The sequence below is a fragment of the Streptomyces capoamus genome, assembly GCF_014654935.1.
GTDB classification, from domain to species: domain Bacteria; phylum Actinomycetota; class Actinomycetes; order Streptomycetales; family Streptomycetaceae; genus Streptomyces; species Streptomyces capoamus.
Map to the genome: position 1 here is coordinate 95,514 of NZ_BNBF01000001.1, position 12,432 is coordinate 107,945.

A 12,432-nucleotide genomic window follows, 5' to 3' on the forward strand; every position below is an offset into this window, starting at 1 on the left:
CGCTGATGCCGGGGAAGTTCAGGTGCGCCCAGCCGTGCGCGAAGGAGGCGTGCGGCAGGGCGGCGATGAAGACGACCTGGAGCAGGAGGTAGATCACGGCGCCGATCGCGACCGAGCCCAGCGTCGCGCGCGGCAGGTCGCGCTGCGGGTTGCGGCTCTCGCCGGCCAGCTGGATCGCCTGCTCGAAGCCCAGCAGCGCGAAGATGATGCCGCTGTCGCTGATGGCGCTCAGCACGCCCTTGGCGCCGAACGGCGCGAAGCCCTCGGAGGTGAAGTTGCCGGGGTGGAAGTTGCCGATCGCGATGACGAAGATCGCCGCGAGCGGGACGGCGATCTTCCACCAGGTGGCGGCGCTGTTGGTGTGGGCCAGGGCACGGACGCCGAAGAAGTTGACGCCGACGAAGAGCGCCATGAGGACCACGGCCACGGCGAAGCCGCTCGCGCTCAGCGTGCCGTCGGCGTGCTGGAGGCCGGCGGCCCACTGCCAGTGCTTGGCGTAGCCGATCATGGCCTCGACCTCGATCGGGGCCACCGTGGCCGCCTGCAGCCAGGAGAACCAGCCGAAGGACATGCCGGCCAGGCCGCCGAAGGCGTAGTGCGGGTAGCGCGCGGTGCCGCCCGCGACCGGGAACATGCCGCCGAGTTCGGCGTGCACCAGGGCGAGCAGCACGATGGCCACCGCGCCGATCATCCACGAGATGATCGCCGCGGGGCCGGCGGCCACGACCGCCTTCTCGGCGCCGAAGAGCCAGCCGGACCCGATGATGGAGCCCACCGAGGCCCACATCAGGCCGATGAGCCCGACGTCCCGGCGCAGGCCGCCGGACTCCGTCGTGGCTATCGGCGTGGCATGGTCGACTTTCGCCATGTCAAGTGGCCTCTCAGATCGTAAACGCAGGATTAACGAGCAAGGAGGCCACAGATTAGGGACGTATTCCATCCCGGCAGAAGACTGTTAACCAAGTTTTGACCCGGGATCTCCGGTGTCTTGGGCTCAGCCTTCGCACAGGTCAGAGCATGGACCGAATGTCAATATTCATCGGAGAATTGTGAGAAGAAGGTGAGACAGGCTAGCCGAGGCGGGGAATTTCGATCGCCGGGCACCGGTCCATGACCATCTCCAGGCCCGCCGCCCGGGTCCGGGCGTACGCGGCGTCGTCGACGACACCCAGCTGGAACCAGACCGCCCGCGCGCCCTTCGCCACGGCCTCGTCCGCGACCGGGCCGGCCAGCTCGCTGTTGACGAACACGTCGACCACGTCCACGTCGAAGGGGACGTCCGCGAGGCTGGCGTAGCCCTGCTCGCCGTGCACCGTCTCGGCCTTGGGGTGCACCGGCACGATCCGCTTGCCGAACCGCTGCAGCGTCCGGGCCACGCCCCAGGCGGCCCGGTGCCGGTTCGAGGACAGGCCGACCACCGCCCAGGTGTCGCCCAGCTCGGTCAGGATCCTGCGGATCGTCGCCTCGTCGCCGTACATCGGCCGCCTCCTCGGGCTGCGGGGAACTGTGTGTCCGGGCAACAGCGTCCCGCCGGGTGGGGATTCCCGGCGTGCTCCGGCACGCGGTCCGCAATCGGCGCGAGTCGCTGCACACGGCCGCGTGTCCGCCTACGCTCGGCCCGTGCTGCGCATCCTCGACGCCCGAACCGGTGAACCCGTCCCCGCCGCGCCCGCCCGCCGCGGCCTGACCCGCGTCCAGGCCCACGCCCGGCGGCTCGACCCGACGGCCCTGCGGGTGCTGCTCACCGCCGACCTGCTGGTCCGCGCGCTGGAACTGGGCGGCACCCCCGTCTGGACGATCCTCACCTCCCCCCGCGACCATCCCGAGCTGCGCACCGCCGCGACGCGCCTGGCCATCCGTCCCTTCGAGGACGCCCGCGACCTCGCCTCGGGCCTCGGCGAGTCCCAGGCCGTCCACGTGGCGGAACGGGGCAGCGAGAGCGCACTGGGGGAGGGGCCGGTGGTCCGGGTGGAAGCCGTGACGGCCGACCCCGTCCGTCCCGCCCCGCTCCCGGCCTTGCTCTCCGACCCCTCCGCCCTCCGGCTCGCCCTGCTCGCCGTCGCGCGGGACCGGCCCGTGCGGCTGGACCCGGCGGTGCTGGAGGACGCCGCCCGCCGTCTGGCCCGGTGGCGGCGGGCCGTCGCCGGCTGGGCGCGGCGGCCCTCGCGGCCGGTCCCCGGTGAGGTACGGGAACGGCTGCGCGCCGCCTGGGAGGACGACCTGGACCTGCCCGCGGTGCTCGGCGTCCTGGGCGACGTGGAGAGCGCGGCCGGTCTCCCGGACGGCGCCCGGTTCGAGACGTTCGTCTACGCGGACCGGCTGCTGGCCCTGGATCTGGCCCGGGACGTCGGGGGGCCGGTATGAGCGGGTGCGCGGGGAGCCGCCCGGTGTCCGGGACGAGGGCGAGGTCGAGGGCGAGGTCGAGGGGGACGGGGTGTCCGGTGTGCGGGAGCGCGCTGTGAGCCGGCCGGGCCGTGGCGAGTTGCTGCGCCGGCTGGTGGTGCTGCGGCACGCCAAGTCCGCCTGGCCCGAGGGGGTCGAGGACCACCGCAGGCCGCTCGCGCCGCGTGGCCTGCGGGACGCGCCGGCCGCCGGGCGGGCCCTCGCCGCCGGTACGCTGCCCGACCTCGCGCTGTGCTCCACCGCCGTACGGGCCCGCCGTACCTGGGAGCTGGTCTCCGGGGAGTGGGCCACCCCGCCGCCGGTGCGCCTCGACCGGCGGCTGTACGCGGCCGGCGCGGCGGAGCTGCTGGAGGTGGTGCGCGAGGTGCCGGCGCAGGTGCGCACGCTGCTGCTGGTCGCGCACAACCCCGGGGTGGAAGACCTGGTGCGGACGCTGGCCGGGGACGGTCTCGACGACACGCTGGACCGGGTGCGCGCGAAGTTCCCGACCGCTGCGTTCGCCGTATTCGCCTGGCACGGCACCGGCTGGCCGGACCTCGGCCCCGGCGGCGCCCTGCTCACCTCGTTCACGGTCCCGCGCGGGAAGAAGTGAAGCGGGCCGGGGGGCCCGGCGCACGGCGTCCGAGGACCGTCCGTGCGGCGCCTGTGCTCCGTAGGGCGTCCCCGGCCACGGATTAGGCTGGCGGGATGCAGGACGAGTACCGCACAGTGGCCCGCGCGGGCGTGCACGAGACCGAGATCAACCGCTCCCGCTTCCTGTGCGCCCTCGCCCCGGCCGCCACCGAGCAGGAGGCCCAGGAGTTCGTCGCCGCCGTGCGCAAGGAGCACGCCGACGCCACCCACAACTGCTGGGCGTACGTCATCGGCGCCGACGCCTCCGTGCAGAAGGCCAGCGACGACGGCGAACCGGGCGGCACCGCCGGCGTGCCCATGCTCCAGATGCTGCTGCGCCGCGACATGCGGTACGTGGTGGCCGTCGTCACCCGCTACTACGGCGGTGTCAAGCTCGGCGCCGGCGGGCTGATCCGCGCCTACGGCGGCTCGGTCGGCGAGGCCCTGGACGCGCTCGGCACGCTCACCCGGCGCCGCTTCCGGCTGGCCACGGTCACCGTCGACCACCAGCGCGCGGGCAAGGTCCAGAACGACCTGCGCGCCACCGGACGCGAGGTCCGGGACGTCCGCTACGGCGAGGCCGTCACCCTGGAGATCGGCCTGCCGGACGCCGAGGTGGACGCCTTCCGTGCCTGGCTCGCCGATGTGACGGCGGGCACGGCCGGCCTCGAACTCGGCGGCGAAGCCTACGGAGACGCCCGATAATTGCCGCTAACCGGACATAACAGGCCGGACTTGGGCGGGTGATGGCGGCGATACGGGAGCAACCGCCCGTGATGTCAGACCCGGCCGTTAGTCTCGGGGCCCATGAGACTGCTGCACACGTCGGACTGGCACCTCGGCCGGGCCTTCCACCGGGTGAACCTGCTCGGGGCCCAGGCCGGGTTCATCGGTCACCTCGTCGACACCGTGCGTGAGCGCGAGGTGGACGCGGTGGTCGTGTCGGGGGACGTGTACGACCGCGCGGTCCCGCCGCTCGCCGCGGTCGAGCTGTTCGACGACGCGCTGCACCGCCTCGCGGACCTCGGTGTGCCCACGGTGATGATCTCCGGCAACCACGACTCGGCCCGCCGCCTGGGCGTCGGCGCCGGACTCATCGGCCGGGCGGGCGTCCACCTGCGCACCGAACCGTCCGCCGCCGGCACCCCGGTCGTGCTCCCGGACGCCCACGGGGACGTCGCCTTCTACGGCTTGCCGTACCTCGAACCAGCCCTGGTGAAGGACGAGTTCGGCGTCGACAAGGCCGGCCACGAGGCCGTCCTCGGCGCCGCCATGGACCGCGTCCGCGCCGACCTCGCCGCACGCGCGCCGGGTACGCGCTCCGTCGTCCTCGCCCACGCCTTCGTCACCGGCGGCCAGGCCAGCGACAGCGAGCGGGACATCACCGTCGGCGGGGTCGCCGCCGTACCGGCCGGCGTCTTCGACGGCGTCGACTACGTGGCGCTCGGGCACCTGCACGGCTGCCAGACCCTCACCGAGCGCGTGCGCTACTCCGGCTCGCCCCTGGCCTACTCCTTCTCCGAGGCCGGCCACCGCAAGAGCATGTGGCTGGTCGACCTGGACGCGGACGGCGCGGTCACCGCCGAGCGCGTCGACTGCCCGGTGCCCCGCCCGCTCGCCCGGATCGGCGGCACCCTGGACGACCTCCTCGCCGACCCGGCGCTCACCCCCCACGAGGACGCCTGGGTCGAGGCCACCCTCACCGACCCCGTCCGCCCGTCCGACCCCATGGCCCGGCTCACCGAGCGCTTCCCGCAAACCCTCAGCCTGGTCTTCGCCCCCGAACGGGCCGAGGACGACCCGAGGGTGTCGTACGCCCGGCGTCTCGCGGGCCGCAGCGACCAGCAGATCGCCCAGGACTTCGTCGCCCACGTGCGCGGCACCGGACCGGACGTGGAGGAGGCGGCCGTACTCCGTGAGGCGTTCGACGCCGTACGCGCCGACCACGCCGTACGGGAGGTGGCCCGGTGAGGCTGCACCGGCTCGACATCACCGCCTTCGGGCCCTTCGGCGGTGCCCAGAGCGTCGACTTCGACGCCCTGTCCACCGCCGGACTGTTCCTGCTGCACGGCCCCACCGGCGCCGGCAAGACCTCCGTCCTGGACGCCGTCTGCTACGCCCTCTACGGCTCCGTCCCCGGCGCCCGGCAGAGCGGCCAGGGAACCCACCTGCGCAGTGACCACGCCCAGCCCGCCACCCGCACCGAGGTCCGCCTCGAACTCACCGTCGCCGGACGCCGGCTGGAGGTCACCCGCCGGCCCCCGTGGGAGCGGCGCAAGCTGCGCGGCAAGGGCATGACGGTCGACAAGGCCCAGACCTGGCTGCGCGAGTACGACACCCAGGCCCGGGCCTGGAAGGACCTCAGCCGCTCCCACCAGGAGACCGGCACCGAGATCGAGCAGCTGCTCGGCATGAGCCGCGAACAGTTCTGCCAGGTCGTGCTCCTGCCCCAGGGCGACTTCGCCCGCTTCCTGCGCGCCGACGCCGAGGCCCGCGCCAGACTCCTGGGCCGCCTCTTCGACACCCAGCGCTTCACCGATGTCGAGAAGCGCCTCGCCGAACGCCGCCGCGCCACCGAGGCCCGCGTGCGCGAGGGCGACACCGCCCTGCTCGCCGACGCCCACCGCATGCAGCAGGAGGCCGGCGACGCCATGGAGCTGCCCGAGCTGGCCCCGGGCGACCCGGGCCTGGCCGAGGCCGTCCTCGGCGCCGCCGCCGTCGCCCGCAGCACCGCCCGGGAACGCCTGGCCGTGGCCCGGTGCCGGCTCTCCGCCGCCGAGTCCGCCCACGCCGCGGCCCGGCACGCCCTGGAGGAGACACGCGAACTCGCCCGGCTCCAGCACCGGTTCGCCGAGGCCCGGAGCCGTGCCGAGCGCCTCCAGGAACAGGCCGGTGCCCACCGCGAGGCACAGGAGCGCATGGAGCGGGCCCGCAAGGCGGAAGCCGTCGCGCCCGCGCTGGAGCTGCGGGAGGCCGCCGAGACGGAACACCGCCGGGCCGCGGCGGCCGAGGCGCGGGCCCGCGCACAGCTCCCCGGCTCCCACGCCGGCGCCGGCGCGAGCGGACTCGCCGCCGCCGCCCGCCGGGCCGCCGAGGAACTGGGCGGCCTGGACGCGGCGCGGCGCGCCGAACGGCGGCTCGCCGAACTCGCCGGGGAGCGCGCCGGACTCGACCGGCAGGAGCGGGCCGACGACGACGTCCTGCGCGAGGCCGACGCCTGGCTCGCCGACTGGGAGACCACCCGCGCGGCCCTCCAGGCCCGCGTCGACTCCGCCCAGGAGGCCGCCACCCGCGCCGAACAGCTCGCCGTCCAGCGCGCCCCCGCGCAGCGCCGGCTGGAGGCGGCCCGCACCCGCGACCGGCTCGCCGCCGACCTCGCGCAGGCCCGGCGGCGCGCGCAGGACTCCGAGCAGCGCGCCCTCGACGCCCGCACCCACTGGCTGGACCTGAAGGAACAGCGGCTGAACGGCATCGCCGCCGAGCTGGCCGCCCACCTCACGGACGGTCGGCCCTGCGCGGTCTGCGGAGCCACCGCCCACCCCGCCCCGGCCCGCAAGGTCGCCGGACACGTCGACCGCGACACCGAGGACCGCGCCCTCGCCGCGTACCAGCGGGCCGAGGAGCAGCACACCGAGGACGGACGGCGTCTCGGCGAGATCCGCGAGGCCCTGGCCGCGGCCACCGCCGAAGCCGGCGACACGCCCGTCGACCGGCTCGCCGCCGAGGCCGGCGCACTCGAGCAGGAGTACACCCGTGCCCGCCGCGAGGCCTCCGCCCTGCACGCCGCCCAGGAGGAACTGCGGCGCGCCGGGCAGGAGCGCGAGCAGCGCCTCGCCGACCGTCAGCAGGCCGCCCTGCGGGCCGCCTCCCGGCTCGCCCGACGGGACACCCTTGAGCGTGAACAGACCCTGCTGGAAGCCGAGTTGGCGCAGGCCCGGGGCGCGGAGGACAGCGTGGCCGCGCGGGCGGCGCAGCTGGAGCGGCAGGCGGCACGGCTGACCGAAGCCGCCGACGCCGTGCGCGCCGCCGAGGACGCCGCCCAGCGGCTGAAGGACGCCGACGCCCGGCTCGCCGACGCCGCCTACCGGGCCGGCTTCGACACCCCGCAGGCCGCCGCCGAGGCCCTGCTGGACCCGGCCGCCCACCGCGAGCTGCAGCACCGCCTGGACGCCTGGCAGCAGGAGGAGGCCGCCGTCCGTGCCGTCCTCGCCGAGCCCGGCACCGCGGCCGCCGCCCAGCAGCCGCCCGCCGACCCGGCGACGGCCGAGCGCACGGCGGCCGGCGCCGAACGGCGGCTGCGCGAGGCCGCCTCCGCGCGCGACGCCGCGGCCCGCTGCTGCACCGAGCTGGACCGCCTCTCCGCCCGCGCCGCCGAGGCCGTGCGCCGACTGGGCCCGCTGCGCGAGCAGTACGACCGGGTGGCCCGGCTCGCCTCCCTCACCGCGGGCACCTCCGCCGACAACGAACGCCGGATGCGCCTGGAGTCGTACGTGCTCGCGGCCCGGCTGGAACAGGTCGCCGCCGCCGCGACCGTACGCCTGCAGCGCATGTCGTCCGGCCGCTACACCCTCGTCCACTCCGACGACCGCACCGGGCGCGGCAGGAGCGGGCTCGGGCTGCACGTGGTGGACGCCTGGACCGGACGGGAGCGGGACACCGCGACCCTCTCCGGCGGCGAGACCTTCTTCGCCTCCCTCGCGCTCGCCCTCGGCCTCGCCGACGTCGTCACCGACGAGGCTGGCGGCGTCCGCCTGGACACCCTCTTCATCGACGAGGGCTTCGGCAGCCTCGACGACCAGACCCTCGACGAGGTCCTCGACGTCCTCGACTCCCTCCGCGAACGCGACCGCAGCGTCGGCATCGTCAGCCACGTCCCCGACCTGCGCCGCCGCATCCACGCCCAGCTGGAGGTGGTGAAGGGCCGAGGCGGCTCCACGCTGCGGCAGCGGGGGGTGTGACGGGGTCAGTCGCTGCGCCAGATCTGCAGGGTCCACCTCCAGGGAAGCCGTCTTTCCCCTCGCCCGTCTGGAGGCCCCTGACTCCAGCGGGGCGGTCTAGCGGCCCAGGGGGCGGCGGGTCAGGGGGGAGGAGTACACCACGCTGGTGGTCACCGAGCCGAGCGCGCCGATCCTCCCGGATATCTCCTCCAGGTGGGACATCGACCGCGCGGTGACCTTGATCACGAAGCAGTCGTCGCCCGTCACGTGGTGCGCCTCCAGGATCTCGGGCGTCGCCGCGACCAGGTCGTGGAAGGGCTTGTAGTTGCCGTTCGGGTAGCGCAGCCGTACGAACGCCAGGATGGGCAGACCCAGCCGCTCGGGAGCGACCACCGCCGCGTACCCCTGGATCACGCCGGCCTCCTCCAGCCGCCGGACCCGCTCGGTGACGGCGCTCAGGGACATCGACACGGCGCGGGCCAGCTCGGCGTAGCTGGCCCGTCCGTCGCGCTGGAGGACTTCGAGGATGCGCCAGTCGGTGGCGTCCGGGGAATACACGGTCATCCCGGATGGATAGCAGGGACATCCCCGGCCGGGCAAGGGAAGGGCCGCGGAACGTCCCTTCAAGCGGCGGACGGCGGACCATAGATTTCCCGTCATGACCGATACCGCTTCCGCGAACCCCGTCCTGCGCGTCGCACCCGCCGCTCCCACCGAGGCCGCCGCCTGGTTCCGCGCGAGCCTCGCCTTCCACGCCGACGTCTCCGACGTCGCCGCCGCGCTCGCGGCCGACGGCGACCCCGGGTTCGTCCTCGTGGACTCCCGCTCCGCCCTGTCGTTCGACCAGGGCCACCTCCCCGGCGCGGTCCACCTGCCGACCGCCCTCGTCCCCGAGCGGGCCGGACGGCTCCTCGACAAGGACGTGCCGGTGGTCACGTACTGCTGGGGCCCCGGCTGCAACGGCGCCACCCGCGCCGCGCTCGCCCTCGCCGAACGCGGCTACCGGGTCAAGGAGATGCTCGGCGGCTTCGAGTACTGGGCGCGCGAGGGGTTCGCCTACGAGACCGGGCGGGGCCCGGCCCGCCGGGACCCCGACCCGCTGACGGCGCCCGTCGACGGCGACTGCGGCTGCTGACGCGACGTCCCGGGCGGCGCGGCACACGGTCGCGGGAACACACGGTCCCGGGGCCCGGTGCGGGTAGAGTCGGGCAGTGCCCGAGCTGAAGCGGCTGCACGCCAGCCACGCCCCCGCGGTCCTGGCCTTCGAGCTGACGAACCGCGCCTACTTCGCCGCCTTCGTCTCCGACCGGGGCGACGAGTACTTCGAACGGTTCACCGACCGCTACGACGCCCTGCTGGCCGAGCAGGAGGCCGGCACCTGCGCCTGCCACCTGCTCGTCGCCGAGGACGGCACGGTGCTCGGCAGGTTCGACCTGATCGACATCGGCAACCGCACCGCGCAACTCGGCTACCGGATCGCCGAGCACGTCGCCGGCCGCGGTCTGGCCACCGAGACGGTCCGCGAGCTGTGCCGGCTGGCGGCACAGCGGTACGGACTGCGCACCCTGCGGGCGGCCACCACCCACCAGAACGCCGCGGCCCACAGGGTGCTGACCAAGGCGGGGTTCATCCCGATCGGACCGGCCGACCCGGCCGACCTCGGCGGGAAGCCCGGAACCTGGTACCAGTGCGACCTGGTGCTCCTGTCCTAGCCGGCCGGATCCCGCGCGCAGATACCGCCGACCGGCGGGGGTGGTCCGGCCACCTGCTGGAGGTTGACGGGGCCGCCTTCCTGGAATGTGGAGTCCGAGGGGATGCGCTCCGCCCCGGCGGAGCGGCACTCCCGATCGCAGAAGGAGGTCGGACGGTGACGGTGCGACTGACGATGCTGTGCGCGTCCGCCGCGGACGGCGGCCAGGACCGGCTCTTCGGGGACTACGGTTCCCCGGGCACGCCGGTGACAGTGGCCTTGCCGCCGTACGCCGTGGCGCTCAGGGGCCCCTCCGCCCGCTGCGCCCGGACCGCGCGGGCCCTCGGGGTCGACGCCACGCCCGAGCACGCCCTGCGCGGCCTGGACCACGGTGCGTGGGAGGGCCGCACGCTCGCCGATGTCGCGGCCGAGGACCCGTACGGCCTGTCCGTCTGGCTGACGGATCCGGACGCCGCACCGCACGGGGGCGAGACCGTGCGCCGGCTCTGCCGCCGGACGGCCGACTGGCTGGGGGCACTGCCCGCCGGGACGGGAGCCGTCCTGGCGGTCGTCGAGGAATCCGTCGTCAGGGCCGCGCTGGTGCACGCCCTGTCCCTGCCCGTCCGCTCGTTCCGGTACCTGGACGTGCCGTCCGCGCTCACGCTGACGCTGCGCGACGGCCGGTGGAGCGCCCGGCCCGCCGCGCCGGCCGCCCCGCGGCACAGGGGCGCGGCCGACGGCTCCGCGCTCGTCGCGGCGCCGGCCGTGCCGGTCACGCGCCGGCACCCGTGCCTCACCGGCCGGCCCTGACCGCGCGCCCCGGCCCGGGCCCCACGGCCCCGTGTCCGGCGGCGAGGCGGCCCCGGGCGTGGTACGAATCGGACAGTGGTTCCGTCGAGGCTGGAGCGCACGTGATCCGGGTACTGGTGGTCGACGACGAAGCCCTGATCCGCACGGGTTTCCAGCGCATCCTCGCCGCCGCCGACGGCATCGAGGTGGTCGGCGCGGTGTCCGGCGCCGAGGCCCTGCGGACGGTGCGCGAGCAGCACCCCGACGTCGTGCTGCTGGACATCCGCATGCCGGACGTGGACGGGCTCACCGTCCTCGGTGACATCCGCCGGCTCCCGGATCCGCCCGTGGTGGCCATGCTGACCACGTTCGACATGGACGAGTACGTGGAGACGGCACTGCGCTCGGGCGCCGCCGGGTTCCTGCTGAAGGACACCGACCCGGAGGCGCTGCCGCCCGCGGTGCAGAGCCTGGCCCGCGGCGGCACCGTGCTCTCGCCCAAGGTCACCCGGACGGTGGTGGACGGCTACCTGAGCGCCGGACCGCAGGAGCGCTCGTCCAAGGCCCTGCAACGGCTGACCGGCCGGGAGCGCGAGGTGCTCGTCCTCATCGCCGAGGGCCTGTCGAACGCCGACATCGCCACCCGGATGCACCTGAGCACCGGCACGGTCAAGGACCACGTCAGCGCCATCCTCACCAAGCTGGAGGTCAGCGGCAGGGTCCAGGCGGCCCTCTTCGCCCAGCGGGCCGGGCTCCTCACGGAGGGGGCCGGATGACCCGCCGCCCGCCACCGCTGCTGCTGGACGGCGCGGCGGTGGCCATGGCCCTGCTCGACGTGTGGGCCCACTGGGACATCGACGAGCCGCTGCGGATGGCCTGCGGTCTCGGTGCCGCCGTCGTCCTGGTGCTGCGTCGGCGGCAGCCGCTGCTCACCTTCCTCCTCACCCTCCCGGCCGTCCTGCTCTCCGACGCGGTCGTCGCCTGTCTGGCCGCGCTCTACACCCTCGCCTCGCTCAGCCGCCCCAGAACACTGCTGCTGCTGTGCGCCCTGGCCTTCGCGTGCTGCGACACCATGTCCCTGCCGGCGCCGGAGCTGGACCTGACCGACACCCGGAAGCTGATCGCGTTCGGCTACAGCGCCGCCACGGCGGCCGCCGCCGTCTTCCTCGGCCAGCTCGTGCGGACCCGGCACGACCTGTCGCTGCGACTGACCGAGATCTCGGAGGCCCGGGACCACCAGCAGCTGCTGACGGCCCAGGCGGTCCTGGCCAAGGAGCGCGCCCAGCTGGCGCGGGAGATGCACGATGTCGTCTCCCACCAGGTCAGTCTGATCGCCGTGCGGGCCGGCGCGCTCCAGGTCGGCGCGCGTGACGCCGACACCAAGGACGCTGCGGCGACGATCCGGCGGCTGAGCGTGCAGACGCTGGACGAGCTGCGCCACATGGTCGGCGTCCTGCGTGCCTCCGGCGGCCACCCGACCGAACTGACCCCGCAGCCGGCACTGGCCGACATCCGGCGGCTGGCCGACAACTGCGGCATCGAGACCCGGCTGAGCATGGACCTGCCCGAGGGTCTCCCGGCCACCGTCCAGCGCGCGGTGTACCGCACCGTCCAGGAGGCGCTGACCAACACCCGCAAGCACGCGCCGGGCGCCACCGCGTGCATCGACCTGCTGCACGCCGACGGTTCCGTCCGGGTCAGGGTCACCAACACCGCGCCGACCCAGCCGCCCCTGCCGCTGCCCGGCGCGCACCACGGCCTGATCGGTCTGCGTCAGCGCGCCGAACTCCTCGGCGGCACCATGACCTCGGGCCCGACCGGCGACGGCGGGTACGAGGTCTGCGTGGTGCTGCCGGCGAACCTTGCGGGGTGAGCCGTCCGGCACCGGGGCCGGCCGCGTGCACGCCGGTGACGCCGGTGCCCCGCGCGGGCGACGCGCTCAGCGCAGCCCGTCGAAGGCGACCTCCAGGTGCCGGGGACCGCGCAGCACGGCGTTCTGCC

Annotated in this window: 13 protein-coding genes; 10 read left to right on the top strand and 3 right to left on the bottom strand. The window is 74.9% G+C overall.

All coding sequences use genetic code 11. The features are described from left to right. Window positions 1-868, bottom strand: an 868-nt coding sequence (locus IE312_RS38325) for an APC family permease (protein WP_229898802.1), incomplete at its 3' end; no start/stop codon positions are given. Window positions 869-1,070: 202 nt separating this feature from the next. Next, window positions 1,071-1,478: a CoA-binding protein gene (locus tag IE312_RS00450; RefSeq protein ID WP_189977155.1), complete on the bottom strand. Its 408-nt coding sequence runs from the start codon at window positions 1,476-1,478 to the stop codon at window positions 1,071-1,073. Window positions 1,479-1,620: 142 nt separating this feature from the next. On the opposite strand from IE312_RS00450, the gene IE312_RS00455 reads away from it, so the two are divergent. The 5 genes from IE312_RS00455 to IE312_RS00475 all read left to right on the top strand — a co-directional run bounded on the left by IE312_RS00455 (window position 1,621) and on the right by IE312_RS00475 (window position 7,973). Beyond that, window positions 1,621-2,364, top strand: a complete 744-nt coding sequence (locus IE312_RS00455) for a hypothetical protein (RefSeq protein ID WP_189977157.1) — start codon at window positions 1,621-1,623, stop codon at window positions 2,362-2,364. Between the two features lie 94 nt (window positions 2,365-2,458). Beyond that, entirely contained in the window at window positions 2,459-2,995 is a 537-nt protein-coding gene (locus IE312_RS00460) for a SixA phosphatase family protein (protein WP_189978181.1), read from the top strand. Between the two features lie 95 nt (window positions 2,996-3,090). Beyond that, entirely contained in the window at window positions 3,091-3,720 is a 630-nt protein-coding gene (locus tag IE312_RS00465) for a YigZ family protein (RefSeq protein ID WP_189977159.1), read from the top strand. A gap of 102 nt (window positions 3,721-3,822) precedes the next feature. Then, a complete protein-coding gene (locus tag IE312_RS00470; protein WP_189977161.1) occupies window positions 3,823-4,986 on the top strand; it encodes an exonuclease SbcCD subunit D in 1,164 nt (387 codons plus the stop codon). Continuing rightward, window positions 4,983-7,973 carry an AAA family ATPase gene (locus tag IE312_RS00475; RefSeq protein ID WP_189977163.1) on the top strand — a complete coding sequence of 997 codons (2,991 nt, stop codon included), beginning with the start codon at window positions 4,983-4,985 and terminating at the stop codon, window positions 7,971-7,973. The genes IE312_RS00470 and IE312_RS00475 overlap by 4 nt, the downstream gene beginning before the upstream one ends. A gap of 96 nt (window positions 7,974-8,069) precedes the next feature. Here the strand turns inward: IE312_RS00475 and IE312_RS00480 are convergent, their stop codons facing one another. Continuing rightward, the gene (locus IE312_RS00480) at window positions 8,070-8,516 is read right to left on the bottom strand and encodes an Lrp/AsnC family transcriptional regulator (protein WP_189977165.1); all 447 of its coding nucleotides are present in this window, start codon (window positions 8,514-8,516) and stop codon (window positions 8,070-8,072) included. A 94-nt stretch (window positions 8,517-8,610) separates the two neighbouring features. Here IE312_RS00480 and IE312_RS00485 point away from each other — a divergent pair, with 94 nt between their 5' ends. The 5 genes from IE312_RS00485 to IE312_RS00505 all read left to right on the top strand — a co-directional run bounded on the left by IE312_RS00485 (window position 8,611) and on the right by IE312_RS00505 (window position 12,304). Then, window positions 8,611-9,087 carry a rhodanese-like domain-containing protein gene (locus IE312_RS00485; protein ID WP_189977167.1) on the top strand — a complete coding sequence of 159 codons (477 nt, stop codon included), beginning with the start codon at window positions 8,611-8,613 and terminating at the stop codon, window positions 9,085-9,087. Between the two features lie 76 nt (window positions 9,088-9,163). Continuing rightward, window positions 9,164-9,664 carry a GNAT family N-acetyltransferase gene (locus IE312_RS00490; RefSeq protein ID WP_189977169.1) on the top strand — a complete coding sequence of 167 codons (501 nt, stop codon included), beginning with the start codon at window positions 9,164-9,166 and terminating at the stop codon, window positions 9,662-9,664. Between the two features lie 155 nt (window positions 9,665-9,819). Then, complete coding sequence (locus tag IE312_RS00495; protein ID WP_229898803.1) at window positions 9,820-10,452, top strand: histidine phosphatase family protein; 633 nt, start codon at window positions 9,820-9,822, stop codon at window positions 10,450-10,452. A gap of 101 nt (window positions 10,453-10,553) precedes the next feature. Continuing rightward, a complete protein-coding gene (locus IE312_RS00500) occupies window positions 10,554-11,207 on the top strand; it encodes a response regulator (RefSeq protein WP_189977171.1) in 654 nt (217 codons plus the stop codon). Beyond that, window positions 11,204-12,304 carry a sensor histidine kinase gene (locus IE312_RS00505; protein ID WP_189977173.1) on the top strand — a complete coding sequence of 367 codons (1,101 nt, stop codon included), beginning with the start codon at window positions 11,204-11,206 and terminating at the stop codon, window positions 12,302-12,304. Before IE312_RS00500 ends, IE312_RS00505 begins: the two co-directional genes overlap by 4 nt. Window positions 12,305-12,432 lie beyond the last annotated feature (128 nt).

Coding starts and splice junctions, on each gene's coding strand:
- IE312_RS00450 (WP_189977155.1), bottom strand. CDS start 1,478: ATGTACGGCGACGAGGCGACGATCCGCAGGATCCTGACCGAGCTGGGC.
- IE312_RS00465 (WP_189977159.1), top strand. CDS start 3,091: ATGCAGGACGAGTACCGCACAGTGGCCCGCGCGGGCGTGCACGAGACC.
- IE312_RS00470 (WP_189977161.1), top strand. CDS start 3,823: ATGAGACTGCTGCACACGTCGGACTGGCACCTCGGCCGGGCCTTCCAC.
- IE312_RS00480 (WP_189977165.1), bottom strand. CDS start 8,516: ATGACCGTGTATTCCCCGGACGCCACCGACTGGCGCATCCTCGAAGTC.
- IE312_RS00485 (WP_189977167.1), top strand. CDS start 8,611: ATGACCGATACCGCTTCCGCGAACCCCGTCCTGCGCGTCGCACCCGCC.
- IE312_RS00505 (WP_189977173.1), top strand. CDS start 11,204: ATGACCCGCCGCCCGCCACCGCTGCTGCTGGACGGCGCGGCGGTGGCC.